Source organism: Kribbella sp. CCNWLW201, assembly GCF_037203805.1.
Lineage (GTDB): Bacteria > Actinomycetota > Actinomycetes > Propionibacteriales > Kribbellaceae > Kribbella.
Map to the genome: position 1 here is coordinate 32,301 of NZ_JBBCBQ010000013.1, position 12,508 is coordinate 44,808.

Consider the following 12,508-nt stretch of genomic DNA (forward strand, 5'->3'; position numbering starts at 1 on the left):
ACATGGCCCGCTTGTCGGAGCTGCCACGTAGTGTGGGTGTGTGAACCGGCGAATCTTCGGTCTGGAGAACGAGTACGGCGTCACGTGTACCTTTCGCGGTCAGCGCCGACTGACCCCCGACGAGGTGGCGCGGTACCTGTTTCGGCGCGTCGTGTCCTGGGGGCGGAGCAGCAACGTCTTCCTCCGCAACGGGGCACGCCTCTACCTCGACGTGGGCTCCCATCCGGAGTACGCGACCGGTGAGTGTGATTCGGTCACCGACCTGATCGCGCACGACAAGGCCGGTGAGCGGATCCTCGAAGGTCTGCTGGTCGACGCGCAGAAGCGGCTGCACGACGAAGGCATCTTCGGCGACGTCTACCTGTTCAAGAACAACACCGACTCGGCCGGCAACAGCTACGGCTGCCACGAGAACTACCTGGTCAGCCGGCACGGCGACTTCGCCAAGCTGGCCGACGTACTGATCCCGTTCCTGGTCACCCGGCAGCTGATCTGCGGCGCGGGCAAGGTGCTGCAGACGCCGCGCGGTGCGGTCTACAGCGTCAGCCAGCGGGCCGAGCACATCTGGGAAGGCGTTTCCAGCGCGACCACGCGGAGCCGCCCGATCATCAACACCCGGGACGAGCCGCACGCGGACGCCGAGCGGTTCCGCCGGCTGCACGTGATCGTCGGTGACTCGAACATGTCCGAGACGACGATGCTGCTCAAGGTGGCCAGCACCGACCTGGTGCTGCGGATGATCGAGGCCGGCATCGTGATGCGCGACCTGACCCTGGACAACCCGATCCGGGCCATCCGCGAGATCAGCCACGACATGACCGGCCGCCGCGAGGTCCGGCTGGCGAACGGCCGCGAGGCGAGTGCGCTCGACATCCAGGGCGAGTACCTGAGCAAGGCGCGGGACTTCGTCGACCGCCGCGAGCTCGGTACGCCGGCCGTCGAGCGGGCGCTGTCGTTGTGGGAGCGGACGCTGAAGGCGATCGAGTCCGGCGACCTGAGCGGGATCGAGCGGGAGATCGACTGGGTGATCAAGTACCGCCTGATCGAGCGCTACCGGCACCAGAACAACCTCGGTCTGGCCAGCCCTCGGGTCGCCCAGCTCGACCTGGCGTACCACGACATCCACCGGCCGCGCGGTCTGTACTACCTGCTCGAGCGCAAGGGCGCGGTCACCCGGGTCGTCGACGACCTGCGCATCTTCGAGGCCAAGTCGGTGCCGCCGCAGACCACCCGGGCGCGGCTGCGCGGTGAGTTCATCAAGCGCGCGCAGGAGCGCCGCCGCGACTTCACCGTCGACTGGGTGCACCTCAAGCTGAACGACCAGGCCCAGCGCACCGTCCTCTGCAAGGACCCCTTCAAGTCCCACGACGAACGAGTCGAAAAACTCATCGCCAGCATGTAAGCACTTGTCCCCGGCCGTGACCGTACGTGGTGTGATCCAACGGTGACGCAGGCGGACAGTGGTGTTGTTGGGGGTGCAGGCTAGGGTGGGCGCGTTGTTGCCCCCTGAGTCGAGCGGCGCGGACCCGCGCCGGGATGTTTGAGGTGCTCGTTCGTGCGCAAGTTGTTGAGTCTGGTCGTGGTGCTGGCGCTGGGGACTTCCCTGGCAGCCTGCGGATCGGACGATAAGAAGGCCGCCGACGACTTCGGCAAGTCCGGGATCAAGGTGACCGAGGAGTTCGGCAAGAAGCCGACCGTCACCCACCGGGAGGGCGAGCCGGACAAGGCTCTGGTGACCGAGGTTCTCAAGGAGGGCAACGGTCCTGAGGTGAAGAAGGGCGAGCTGATGGTCGCCCAGTACCTCGGGCAGATCTGGCGCGACGGCAAGGTGTTCGACAACTCCTACGACCGCGGTGCGCCGGCCTCGTTCCCGATCGGCGTCGGCCGGGTCGTGACGGGCTGGGACGAGGGACTCGTCGGCAAGAAGGCCGGCAGCCGGGTGCTGCTGTCGATCCCGCCGGACAAGGGATACAAGGAGCAGGGCAACCCGGACGCCGGGATCCAGGGCACCGACACGCTGATCTTCGTGGTCGACATCATCGGCGCCTTCGACCTGACCAAGAAGCCTTCCGGTGGTACGCCGGCGACGGTCCCGGCCGGCAACCCCACGGTGACCGGTCCGCTCACCGCCGAGGCCAAGGTGACCGTGCCGAAGGGCTACAAGGCCCCGGCCAAGAACAGCGTGCCGATCATCATCACCAAGGGCACCGGCAAGCCGCTCGAGAAGAACACCATGCTCGAGACGAACTACACGATCTTCGACTACACCGGGAAGAAGCAGTTCAGCACGTTCGACCCGTCGCAGGAGTCGCCGACGCCGGGGCCGGTCGCGCAGCCGATCGCTCCGACCGGTGCGCAGAACGCCGGCGCGCTGGCGAACCTCGTCGGCGTGCCGCTCGGCAGCCGGATCCTGATGCATCTGCCGCCGCAGCAGGGCCAGGCCGCCTTCGTCGTACTGGACCTGATCGACAGCATGCCGATCAGCCCGGCCTGATCCGACGAACGAACCGAGGAGCCGGTGTCCTGTCTGGACACCGGCTCCTCGGCATTTCAGCCTCGGTGTCTGACCCAGCGGTTGGTGTCCGGGTGGAAGCTCAGCGCCAGTGCTGCGAGCAGGGCGCTGAGGTGGACGGCGCGGAGGGTGGCTGAGATGAGGAACTGGGCTGACCAGGGGAGGGCGGTCAGGTCGTTGTCGGTCAGCCAGGTGATGGGCTGGTAGATGAGGGAGGCGAGGCCCACAGTGCCCAGGAGCCCGGCCAGGAGGTAGCGGGACCACGGGACGCCGTGGCGGAAGTCGCGGTCGATCGTGACGAACAGACCGCCGTACACCAGGGTGCGGATGGCCAGCTGTGCCGCCAGGGCGGGCAGGGAGATCCCGTCGTGGATCGCGTCGATCGCGCCGACCACGGTCTCCGCGACGCCCGCACCGACGGCGAGCAACCACATCCACGTGGCCCAGTGAGCAGTGAGCGGTGTCTGAGGAGGAGCAATGGTTGCCATGCTTCCAGCGTCGCCGCGAAAGCCCTGTGGATCAGGAGTACTGAGACCCCAACCCCGGTGGTGGTACGTCCACCAGCCCGGCGGCATGGCGACCGGCAGCGGCGGCTGCTTCGAAGTACGCGCGGTCGCCGTCGAGGTCACGCCCCATCGTCGACAGCTTCACCGGTGCCGCCCGCATGGCGTCGTACAGGCCGTCGACACCGACCCGTACGACGCGGTGCCGCGCCTTCAGCGGTTCAGCGGCGTCACGCACCGCATCGCCGAACTCACCCGGCAGATCGGGTACGACGACATCTGCCGACTGCAGCGCCACCCGACCGTACGCAGTGAGGCTGTGGTGCGAGATACCCCGGTGCCGTGGTCGAGGGTCGGCCTCTGAGATCCGCAGCGACGCCACAGCCCGTCCACCCAGCGTGCCGACCGCGTTGACCGCCTCACCGGACTGCACCCCGGAGAACCCCCACCGGGTCCCAGTGCCGAGGTTGCCCGGCCCTTGCGTCAGTACGACGACCTCAGCCGCCAGCACGTGCACAGCAGTCAGCAGCCCGGTGTGAACCGTGACAGCCTCCCGATCCCCGCCGTACGCCTGCCCAACGGTCACAGTCCCGCTCAGCCAGCCACTGTCCCGCAGTGCAGCCACAGTCCGCGAGAACGCCAGCGGCAGCGCCCCACCATCAGTCATCACGTACACAACCCGAGTGGTCGGCCGGGCCTCGTACACACCAGCCAGTACGGCGGGCAGCGCCGAATGCAGGTCCGCCACGACTACCGGCGTACCGAAGAGGTCGTCGGCATCACGCAGTACGTCGTGGTCCGGTGAGTCCTGCTCGTCCGCACCCAGGACCATCGTCTGCAGCGGCGTGTAGCGAGCCTTGACCAGGTGGCCGTGCTCCGGCGGGTCTGCAGGCAGCCGATCCGGTACGGCGACCACCAGCGCGTAACCGCCCGTCCCAAGGCCCTTGTCGAGTGCGCCGACGTTCAGCAACACCCTGTCGCCGGCTACTGGCGTACCGACCAGGTCTGGGTAGGCGAGAGCGCGTACAGTCTGCTCACCAACCGTCACAGTCAGTTCAACCGCACCGGCCCAGCTCCGACCGACCTCACGCACCACACCGTCGCGCCACCGAATCACAGACCGACTGTAGTGTGTCGAACCGGTGTTCGAAGATTTCGGTGCGTGCGGGCGGGTTTTGACGCCCGGAGGCCGTAAGGTGGTCGGGTGTCGGCGCGGAAGAGTGAGCGACTGCTCAACGTGGTCATCTGCCTGCTGGTCGCGCGCACCTACGTGACCAAGGAACGCATCCGCGAAGTGGTCGAGGGGTACGCGGGCCAGACCGACGACGCCTTCGAGAAGATGTTCGAGCGGGACAAGGACGAGCTGCGCGACCTCGGCATCCCGATCGAGATGGGCACCATAGACAAGTTCTTCTCCGACGAGGTCGGCTACCGCATCCGCCGGGACGTGTTCGAGCTGCCCGAGGTCCACCTGGAGCCGGACGAGGCCGCCGTACTGGGTGTCGCCGCCAGAGTCTGGCAGCACGCCAGCCTGGCCGAGGCGACCACGTCGGCCGTGCTCAAGCTGAAGGCCGCCGGGATCCAGACCGACCAGTCCGCGCTGAGCGCGATCGAGCCGCACGTCGGCGCTTCAGAGCCGGCCTTCGACCCGCTCTGGTCGGCCGTGGTGAGCCGGACCGCCGTACGGTTCCAGCACCTTCGCAGCGGCGCGTCGGAGCCGACCACGCGGACGCTGGAGCCGTGGGGGATCGTCTCCTGGCACGGTCGCTGGTACGTCGTCGGCCGTGATCGCGACCGTCAGGCCACCCGGATGTTCCGGCTGTCCCGGATCGGCGGTGACGTGAAGACGGTCGGCGAGGCCAACGCGTTCACTGTCCCGGAGGGCACCGACCTGCGCTCGCTCGTCGCCGAGCTGGGTCCGCCGCGGCCGACGTCCGAGGCGAAGGTCCGGGCCCGCACCGGCTCGTGTGTCAGCCTCCGCCGCCGGGCCAACGCGATCGAGCCGTACGAGGAGGGCTGGGACCTCCTGCACGTCCCGTACGCCGACTCAGGCGTGCTGGCCGAGGAGATCGCGTCCTACGGCCCGGACGCAGTGGTCGAAGGCCCAGGCGACGTACTGGACGGCGTCTTGTGGCGGCTTAGGACGGTTGCCGGATGAAGGAGCGAAGCGAGTTCATCAATAGGCACAGCGAGTCTTGCTCATGCGCGCCCGCAGCGAAGCGAGGACGTGCATGAGCAATGCGCGTGACCAAGTGCAGCGACTGCTGGCGTTGGTGCCTTATCTGCGGGAGAACGACGGTGCCCGCGTGGACGACGTAGCCGCGGAGTTCGGCGTACGGCCGAAGCAGATCATCGCGGACCTGAAGGTGCTGTGGTTCTGCGGGCTGCCCGGTGCGCAGATGGGCGATCTGATCGAGATCGACATCGAGGCGGCCGAGGGTGAAGGCGTCATCCACATCAACAACGCCGACTACTTGGCCCGCCCGCTGCGGCTGGCCGCGGACGAGGCGCTGGCCCTGCTGACCGCGCTGCGGACCCTGCGCGAGGTGACCGCGGGGCAGGACCGGGACGCGGTCGACCGGGCGATCGGGAAACTCGAGCGCGCCGCGGGGGAGGCCGCAGCCGCGAGTGAGGGCGCGGCGGCCCACGTCCACGTCGAGCCGGCCGCACCCGAGATCGCCGAGACAGTCAACCGGGCCCTGGCCGGCAAGCGGCGCCTGCACCTCACGTACGACGTCCCGTCGCGCGACGAGACCACCGAGCGCGACGTGGACCCGATGCGCCTGGTCGTCTCCGAGGGCCGCACCTACCTGGAGGCCTGGTGCCGACTGGCGGAGGACGTGCGGCTGTTCCGCCTCGACCGCATCGCAGCCGTCAAACTCCTCGACCTGCCCAGTGAGCCGCCGCCCGAGGCGACTCCACGCGATCTGTCGAACGGCATGTTCCAGCCGTCCGAACGCGACCTGCTGGCCACCATCCGGCTCGCGCCGCCGGCCCGCTGGGTCGCCGAGTATTACCCCAACGAGTCGGTCGAAGAGGGCCCGGAGAACTCCCTCATCGTCAAACTCCGCGTCGCCGACACCGGCTGGCTCCAACGCCTGGTCCTCCGCCTGGGCGGCGCCGCCACAGTCCTCGACCCACCCAACCTCACCACCCAAATAGCAGCCACAGCGCGCGAGGCCTTGTCGGCGTACGACGACCTCCCCTGACCTGCCCCAACCTCGCCCGCTCCACCCCCTCACCCCGGCCGCCATTTGAGGGGTCAACCCCGCAGTTGGTGGGTTGCGGACCCAAAATCCGGCGGCCAAACCCATCACCTCAGGGGTTGACCCCTCAAATGGCGGCGAGGGGCCGGGGACGGGGCGAGGGCCGGGGGATCAGGCTTGGCTGAGGTGTTTTTCCAAGGGGGCTCGGAAGCGGGGCGTGATGCGGACGCCGGCCAGCCAGGTGGTCCAGCGGGCGGCTTCGGCTTCGACCAGGGTGACGGTGTCCTGGCCGACGTCCTCCAGGAGCTGGAAGCGGACCTCGCCGGACTCGGGTTGGCCCCAGCCGCCGATGATGCGGCCGTCGGCCCAGACGGTCGGGCCTACGTTCCCGGTGTTGTCGAAGAGCTTCGCCTTGTGGTCACCGAGGTACCAGTTGCGTTCCTTCCAGCCCATCGGCGTCGGGTCCAGTGCGGGCAGGAACGCGACCCACGGCTCCACCGGAACCTCAGGCGCCTCGTCACCCGGCAGCACGTAACCCACCTGACCATCCAGGTCCACCGCGACCGCCTCGACCGCAGCCAGCGCCTTCTTGGTCTGTCCGCCCGTCCACCCGGCCCACCACTGCAGGTCGGCCGCCGTACCCGGTCCAAAGGACGACAGCCACGCCCGGGCCAGTGTCACCCGCGCCTCGTCGGCCGTGAGCTTGTCGCCCAGTCCGCCCGGCAGCCAGTCCTCCGCCGGCGACCACTGGTGCTGACTGCTCAGCCACGTCCCCAACGGGCGTCCGCGCACGATTCGGCCCTCTGCCGACAGCTGGAACAGCACTCGGCTGGTCACGTAGGGCTGAGCGGCGTACGCCTTCCCCTCCGCCATGCTGAGCCGACTACGCAGGCGTGGCTCGTCCGCAGCCAGCTCCTGGGCTGTGGCGGACCCGCGGAGGGCCAGGGCTGTGGCGGTCGACTCCTCGACTGCTCGCAGCCAGTTCCCGCAGGCGTCGGAGTCCGCTGCGATCCCGGCCTCGGTCAGGTGCTTGACCAGCAGTTTCCGCTGCTTGATCGCGATGTCGTCCGTGCACGCCGCCTGGACGACCGGCGCGAACGCAGTGGGTACGACGAACACAGTCCGCCGCATGCCAAGCATCCGGATCAGCGTGCGGTCGTCGTACAGCGCACGCTCCGTGCTCGCGACCTCACTGCCTGGTACACGTGCGGCGACGGACAGGTGGACCGTGGCCGGGTCGGTGGCATGCAGGGCGACCACGGACGCGGCCGCCTCGACCGGATCCGCCGCCTGGACGCCCGGCCCGAGCCGGTGCCGTCGGCCGATCCGCGTCCGCCGTTCCTCGACACCGATCCGCAGCATTCCCGCGCCCCCTCGCCGTACCGAAAGTTTCCGTCCCCGCAGAGTCTGCCCGCCCGGGGGCCGACCGCGTCGGCCCGCAGACACCCGGTTTTACCATCACGTTCCGACACCGTTGTCCACCGAGACGCCACGCAGGGCGTGGGCGATCACCGGGAACCGGCTAGGCTCCTGGGTATGTACTGGTTCCTGCTCTTTCTCGGAGTGGTGGCGGTGTGGCTGCTCGTCCTCGCCCTGCTCGCGCGGAGGCTGTGGGGCCAAGGCAAGGCGCTGACGCGTGAGTTGGTCGCCGCCCAGTCCAAGCTGGATGCCGCGATGTCCACGGCCGGGTCTGGACAGACCCGCGAGGATGAGCGAGCTCCGGCGTAGTATTCGGCCCACGTTCTCACGCTTGAGCCACGAGTAAGAAGTTTTTGGGAAAGGGAGATCGACATGGCAGCACCGCTCATCGGGATGCCCCAGGGCGCGGAGTGGCTGATCATCCTCGCCATCGTCGTGCTGCTGTTCGGATCGGCCAAGCTGCCGGCTCTGGTGAAGCAGCTCGGCAAGTCGAAGAAGATCTGGGAAGAAGAGGTCGGTCCGAAGAAGAAGGACGCGGAGCTGACCGAGGGCTCCGTCGAGCCGGCCCAGCGCCCGACCCAGCAGGCGGCGCCCCAGGCGCAGCCGCAGGCCGCTCAGCAGCCGAACCAGGTGAACGGCCAGGCGCCGGGCGACGGACTGCCGCCGACGCACACGGCCAACTGAGTAGACCGCCCCACCTGTGTCAATGGTGAAGTTCGGGCGACGCAAGGAACCGAAGGAGCGTCGCCCGAAGGACGACGAGGGTCGGATGACCCTGCGCGAGCACATCATCGAGCTGCGCAACCGGCTGGTGATCAGTGTGCTCGCCATCGTGGCCGGGACCATCGTCGGCTGGATCTTCTACAACCAGGCCTTCGACTTCCTGACCAAGCCGTTCCTGACCAGCGTCGCCGAGATGGCCAAGGACGCCGGTAACGAGAAGACCCCGCAGCTGACCTTTCCCGGTGTCGGGAACGCGCTGACCTTCCGGATCAAGATCTCGGCGCTGTTCGGCCTGATCCTGGCCGCACCGGTCTGGCTCTACCAGCTGTGGGCGTTCATCGCGCCCGGTCTGCACCGCAACGAGCGCAAGTGGGCCTACGTCTTCTCCGCGCTCGCCACTCCGCTGTTCGCCGGCGGTATCTGGGTGGCCTACTGGACGCTGCCGAAGGGCATCGAGATCCTGCTCGGCTTCACCCCGCTGGACATCCAGAACCTGGTCGAGCTGCCGGACTACCTCGACTTCGTCCTGCGCACGATGCTGGTCTTCGGCGTCGCGTTCCTGATCCCGCTGGTCGTCGTACTGCTGAACATCCTGGGGATCGTGCCGGGCGCCGCGCTGGGCAGGTTCCGGCCGTACATCATCCTGGTCATCTTCGTCTTCGCCGCGGTCGCGACCCCGTCGGGTGACCCGTTCACGATGTGCCTGCTGGCGATCCCGATGTGCCTGCTGTTCTTCGTCGCCGAGATCATCTCGCGGCTCAACGACCGGCGGCGGGCACGCAAGACCGAGGAACTGCTGGCCGACTGATGAGTAGACGGATAGCGCTGGTGGTCAATCCGACCTCCGGCAAAGGCCTTGGCGCCCGGGTGGCGCCGATCGTCCGCGGTCGGCTGGAAGCGGCCGGGCTGATCGTTGACGAGTACCGGACGACCTGTGCGGAGGATGTCGGCCGGATCTCCGCCGACGTGATCGCATCCGGGGCTGATGCAGTCGCGCTGATCGGCGGCGACGGCACCATCCACCTCGGCGCCCAGGTGCTGGCCAAGTCGGGGATGCCGTTCGGCGTGATCCCGGCCGGCACCGGCAACGACTTCGCTCGCGGTATCGGCGTACCGCTGAAGGACCCGGCCAAAGCGGCCGACCTGATCGTGGCCGGGAACACCCGGACCGTCGACCTCGCGGTGGCGAAGGACGAATACATCACCACCGTCGTGGCCGGCGGCTTCGACTCCCTGGTGAACAAGCGCGCCAACGCGATGAGCTGGCCGAAGGGCAACTCCCGCTACACCGTCGCCACCCTGGCCGAGCTGCGCACGTTCAAGCCGCTCGAGTACGTCGTGACCGTCGACGACGAGGTGATCGAGACCAAGGCCATGCTGGTCGCGGTCGGCACCGGACCGTCGTACGGCGGGGGACTGCAGATCTGCGCCGGCGCCGAGATCGACGACGGCCTGCTGGACATCACCATCATCCCGCCGATCTCGCGGCTGACGCTGCTGCAGATGTTCCCGAAGCTCGCCAAGGGCACGCACGTCACCGACCCGCGGCTGCGGATGCTGCGCGGCCGCACGGTCCGGATCGACTCACCCGGCATCACGGCGTACGCCGACGGCGAGCCCCTCGGCCCCCTCCCGGTCGACATCACCATCGCCCCGGGCGCCCTGACCGTCTTCGCCTGATCCTCGAGCCCTGAGACGGAACCTTCACACACCAAGCCTGTTAAGCATGCGTACCATCTGATAGGAAAGCTTCCTAACAGTTCATCCTCGGACGCCCCTCGGAGGAGCTCATGCCGAACCGCCCCACCCGCCGGACCGCACTCCTGCTCGGACTGACCCTGGCCGCCACCCCGGCGACCGCCCTCGCCGTACCGTACGAGCCGCGCATCGCCGCCCCGCGAGCGGCCGGCCTCGACGATCCGGTGAAGAAGGAGATCGCGATGAAGCTGGTCTCCAGCGCGGAGAACTCGTCGCTGGACTGGAAGGCGCAGTACAAGTACATCGAGGACATCGACGACGGCCGCGGCTACACCGCCGGCATCATCGGGTTCTGCTCCGGCACCGGCGACATGCTCGAGCTGGTCGAGTTGTACGCCGACCGCAAGCCAGGCAACGTGCTGGCGAAGTACCTGCCCGCCCTGCGTCGCGTGAACGGCACCGATTCGCACGCAGGCCTGGACCCGAACTACACCAAGGACTGGAAGACCGCCGCGGGAGACAGCGTCTTCAAGACCGCCCAGAACAACGAGCGCGATCGCGTCTACTTCAACCCCGCCGTGAGGCAGGGGAAGTCCGATGGGCTGCGGACGCTCGGCCAGTTCATCTACTACGACGCGATCGTCATGCACGGCGACGGCACCGACTCCACCAGCTTCCGCAATATCCGCAAGCGCGCCCTCCAGAAGGCGAAGCCGCCGGCGCAGGGTGGCAACGAGACGACCTACCTCAACGCCTTCCTCGACGCGCGGGTGTGGGCGATGAAGCAGGAAGAGGCGCACAGCGACACCAGCCGGGTCGACACCGCCCAGCGCGTCTTCGTCCGCAAGGGCAACCTCGACCTCAACACCCCGCTCAGCTGGAAGGTCTACGGCGACAGCTACCACCTCGACTAGGTGACGCGGACCGCCAGGCCATCACAATCGCGCGATGCACCCTCGCCTCAGCGTGAGCCGGGAGTGTCGGCCGCGAATGTGATGGCCTGGGCGTCCGCCACTCATCCGCCCCCCTCTGTCCGGTCGGTTCGGGGGTCGACCTCGGCGCGTTGGCGGAGTTTCGAGAGCGTCGTGGCGAGTTCCTCGAGGGTGCGTTCCGGGAGGACTGAGCCGACCCAGGTCTGGAGCTCGGCCTCGACGGTGGGCGCGGCCGCGGCGAGGATGCGTTCGCCTTCCGGAGTGAGGCTGACCAACGACGAGCGGCGGTCGTTCGGGTTGGCCGTACGACGGCAGCGGCCGGACGACTCGAGTCGGTCGACGGCCTTGCTGGTCGCGCCGACGGTGATGGCCGCCCAGTGGGCGAGGTCGTACACGCGCGCCGTGCCGTGCTGGGCGAGGTAGCGCATGAACTCGAACTGGCCCAGCGGTAGATCGTGCTCCGCCTTCAGCCGGGCGTCGAGCACGTTGTAGAGCCGTGTCTCCAGCCGGACCAGGTCCGTGAACAGTGATGTGAGATCAGTCACACGAAGCTCCTAGAGTTCCCCGGAATTAGATTCCTCGGAATCTAGTTATCAGGAAGTACATTCCAAGGAATCTATCAGGAGGCTGATGATGAGCCAGGAACAACGCGCGGCAGCCCGAGGCATGATCTCCAAAGGGGACCTCGGCCGGACGCCGGAGCAGCAGCGCGACGAATTCAACGCGCTGTTCGCGGACCTGCCGCTGGGAGACGACGTCACGCTGACGCCCCGGACGCTGGGAGGCGTTCCGGCGCTCGACGTCAACGTCGAGGGTGCGGACGGCGACGCGGTGATCCTCTACCTGCACGGCGGTGGTTACCAGATCGGATCGGCACGGACCGGAGCCAACCTGGCTGCGCCGCTCTCGCGTCGTACCGGCCTGCCCGCGGTATCGCTCGACTACCGGCTCGCGCCGGAGAACCCCTTCCCGGCCGCGGTCGACGACGCGCTGGCGGCGTACAAGGAGCTCCTCGAGAGCGGTCGTCGGATCGTCATCGCGGGCGACTCGGCGGGTGGCGGGCTGGCGCTCGCGACCATGCTGGCCGCGCGCCGGGAAGGCCTGCCGCTACCGGCCGCCGCGGTGGTCTTCTCGCCCTGGACGGATCTGACGCTGTCCGGCGCGAGTCTGGAGCGGCGGAGTGATTTCGACCCGCTTTTCAGCCGGGAGCACATCGCGGAGTACGCCGAGCGCTACCTCGCCGGCCACGACCCGAAGGACGAGTTGGCCAGCCCGCTGCTCGCGGATCTCACCGGTCTCCCGCCGTTGCTGATCCAGGTCGGCTCGGCCGAGGTCCTGCTCGACGACGCACTGCAGTTGGCGGTCCGGGCTGCAGCGCAGGAGGTGGACGTCAGCCTGGACGTTGTGGCCGGTGCGCCGCACGTCTACCAGCTCATGGTGGGCGTCATGGACGAGGCCGACGAGGCGCTTGACCACGCCGCGCGGTTTCTTGGGGGTGCCGTCGCATAGATTGGG

At 68.3% G+C, this 12,508-nt stretch carries 14 protein-coding genes; 10 read left to right on the top strand and 4 right to left on the bottom strand.

From position 1 onward, the window contains the following. Nucleotides 1-40 precede the first annotated feature (40 nt). Together pafA and V9K99_RS37515 are read left to right on the top strand one after the other, a co-directional pair. On the top strand, nucleotides 41-1,402 hold the full coding sequence (gene pafA / locus V9K99_RS37510) for a Pup--protein ligase (RefSeq protein WP_337009943.1): 1,362 nt from the start codon (nucleotides 41-43) through the stop codon (nucleotides 1,400-1,402). Between the two features lie 153 nt (nucleotides 1,403-1,555). Continuing rightward, nucleotides 1,556-2,494, top strand: coding sequence for an FKBP-type peptidyl-prolyl cis-trans isomerase (locus V9K99_RS37515; protein ID WP_337009945.1), 939 nt, complete (start codon nucleotides 1,556-1,558; stop codon nucleotides 2,492-2,494). 56 nt (nucleotides 2,495-2,550) lie between these two features. Here V9K99_RS37515 and V9K99_RS37520 read toward each other — a convergent pair whose 3' ends face one another. Continuing rightward, nucleotides 2,551-3,000 carry a hypothetical protein gene (locus V9K99_RS37520; RefSeq protein ID WP_337009947.1) on the bottom strand — a complete coding sequence of 150 codons (450 nt, stop codon included), beginning with the start codon at nucleotides 2,998-3,000 and terminating at the stop codon, nucleotides 2,551-2,553. A gap of 31 nt (nucleotides 3,001-3,031) precedes the next feature. Further along, nucleotides 3,032-4,132, bottom strand: a complete 1,101-nt coding sequence (locus V9K99_RS37525) for a DUF3866 family protein (protein WP_337009949.1) — start codon at nucleotides 4,130-4,132, stop codon at nucleotides 3,032-3,034. A gap of 87 nt (nucleotides 4,133-4,219) precedes the next feature. On the opposite strand from V9K99_RS37525, the gene V9K99_RS37530 reads away from it, so the two are divergent. Further along, nucleotides 4,220-5,173 carry a helix-turn-helix transcriptional regulator gene (locus V9K99_RS37530; protein ID WP_337009951.1) on the top strand — a complete coding sequence of 318 codons (954 nt, stop codon included), beginning with the start codon at nucleotides 4,220-4,222 and terminating at the stop codon, nucleotides 5,171-5,173. Nucleotides 5,174-5,246: 73 nt separating this feature from the next. After that, a complete protein-coding gene (locus tag V9K99_RS37535) occupies nucleotides 5,247-6,224 on the top strand; it encodes a helix-turn-helix transcriptional regulator (protein ID WP_337009953.1) in 978 nt (325 codons plus the stop codon). Nucleotides 6,225-6,392: 168 nt separating this feature from the next. Here V9K99_RS37535 and V9K99_RS37540 read toward each other — a convergent pair whose 3' ends face one another. Next, the gene (locus V9K99_RS37540) at nucleotides 6,393-7,583 is read right to left on the bottom strand and encodes a winged helix DNA-binding domain-containing protein (RefSeq protein ID WP_337009955.1); all 1,191 of its coding nucleotides are present in this window, start codon (nucleotides 7,581-7,583) and stop codon (nucleotides 6,393-6,395) included. A 174-nt stretch (nucleotides 7,584-7,757) separates the two neighbouring features. Between V9K99_RS37540 and V9K99_RS37545 the strand changes: the two genes are divergently transcribed. From V9K99_RS37545 to V9K99_RS37565, 5 genes are all read left to right on the top strand, one after another. Next, on the top strand, nucleotides 7,758-7,949 hold the full coding sequence (locus tag V9K99_RS37545; RefSeq protein WP_337009957.1) for a hypothetical protein: 192 nt from the start codon (nucleotides 7,758-7,760) through the stop codon (nucleotides 7,947-7,949). A 63-nt stretch (nucleotides 7,950-8,012) separates the two neighbouring features. Next, a complete protein-coding gene (locus tag V9K99_RS37550; protein WP_337009959.1) occupies nucleotides 8,013-8,324 on the top strand; it encodes a twin-arginine translocase TatA/TatE family subunit in 312 nt (103 codons plus the stop codon). Between the two features lie 22 nt (nucleotides 8,325-8,346). After that, the gene (tatC, locus tag V9K99_RS37555; protein WP_337009961.1) at nucleotides 8,347-9,171 is read left to right on the top strand and encodes a twin-arginine translocase subunit TatC; all 825 of its coding nucleotides are present in this window, start codon (nucleotides 8,347-8,349) and stop codon (nucleotides 9,169-9,171) included. Next, complete coding sequence (locus V9K99_RS37560) at nucleotides 9,171-10,043, top strand: diacylglycerol/lipid kinase family protein (protein ID WP_337009963.1); 873 nt, start codon at nucleotides 9,171-9,173, stop codon at nucleotides 10,041-10,043. The genes tatC and V9K99_RS37560 overlap by 1 nt, the downstream gene beginning before the upstream one ends. 110 nt (nucleotides 10,044-10,153) lie before the next feature. Further along, nucleotides 10,154-10,975 (top strand): chitosanase, encoded by an 822-nt coding sequence (locus V9K99_RS37565; RefSeq protein ID WP_337009965.1) that lies wholly within the window; start codon nucleotides 10,154-10,156, stop codon nucleotides 10,973-10,975. 101 nt (nucleotides 10,976-11,076) lie between these two features. On the opposite strand, the gene V9K99_RS37570 is transcribed toward V9K99_RS37565, so the two are convergent. Next, nucleotides 11,077-11,538 carry a MarR family winged helix-turn-helix transcriptional regulator gene (locus V9K99_RS37570; protein WP_337009967.1) on the bottom strand — a complete coding sequence of 154 codons (462 nt, stop codon included), beginning with the start codon at nucleotides 11,536-11,538 and terminating at the stop codon, nucleotides 11,077-11,079. 88 nt (nucleotides 11,539-11,626) lie between these two features. Between V9K99_RS37570 and V9K99_RS37575 the strand changes: the two genes are divergently transcribed. Continuing rightward, nucleotides 11,627-12,502 (top strand): alpha/beta hydrolase, encoded by an 876-nt coding sequence (locus tag V9K99_RS37575; RefSeq protein ID WP_337009969.1) that lies wholly within the window; start codon nucleotides 11,627-11,629, stop codon nucleotides 12,500-12,502. Nucleotides 12,503-12,508: the final 6 nt, after the last annotated feature.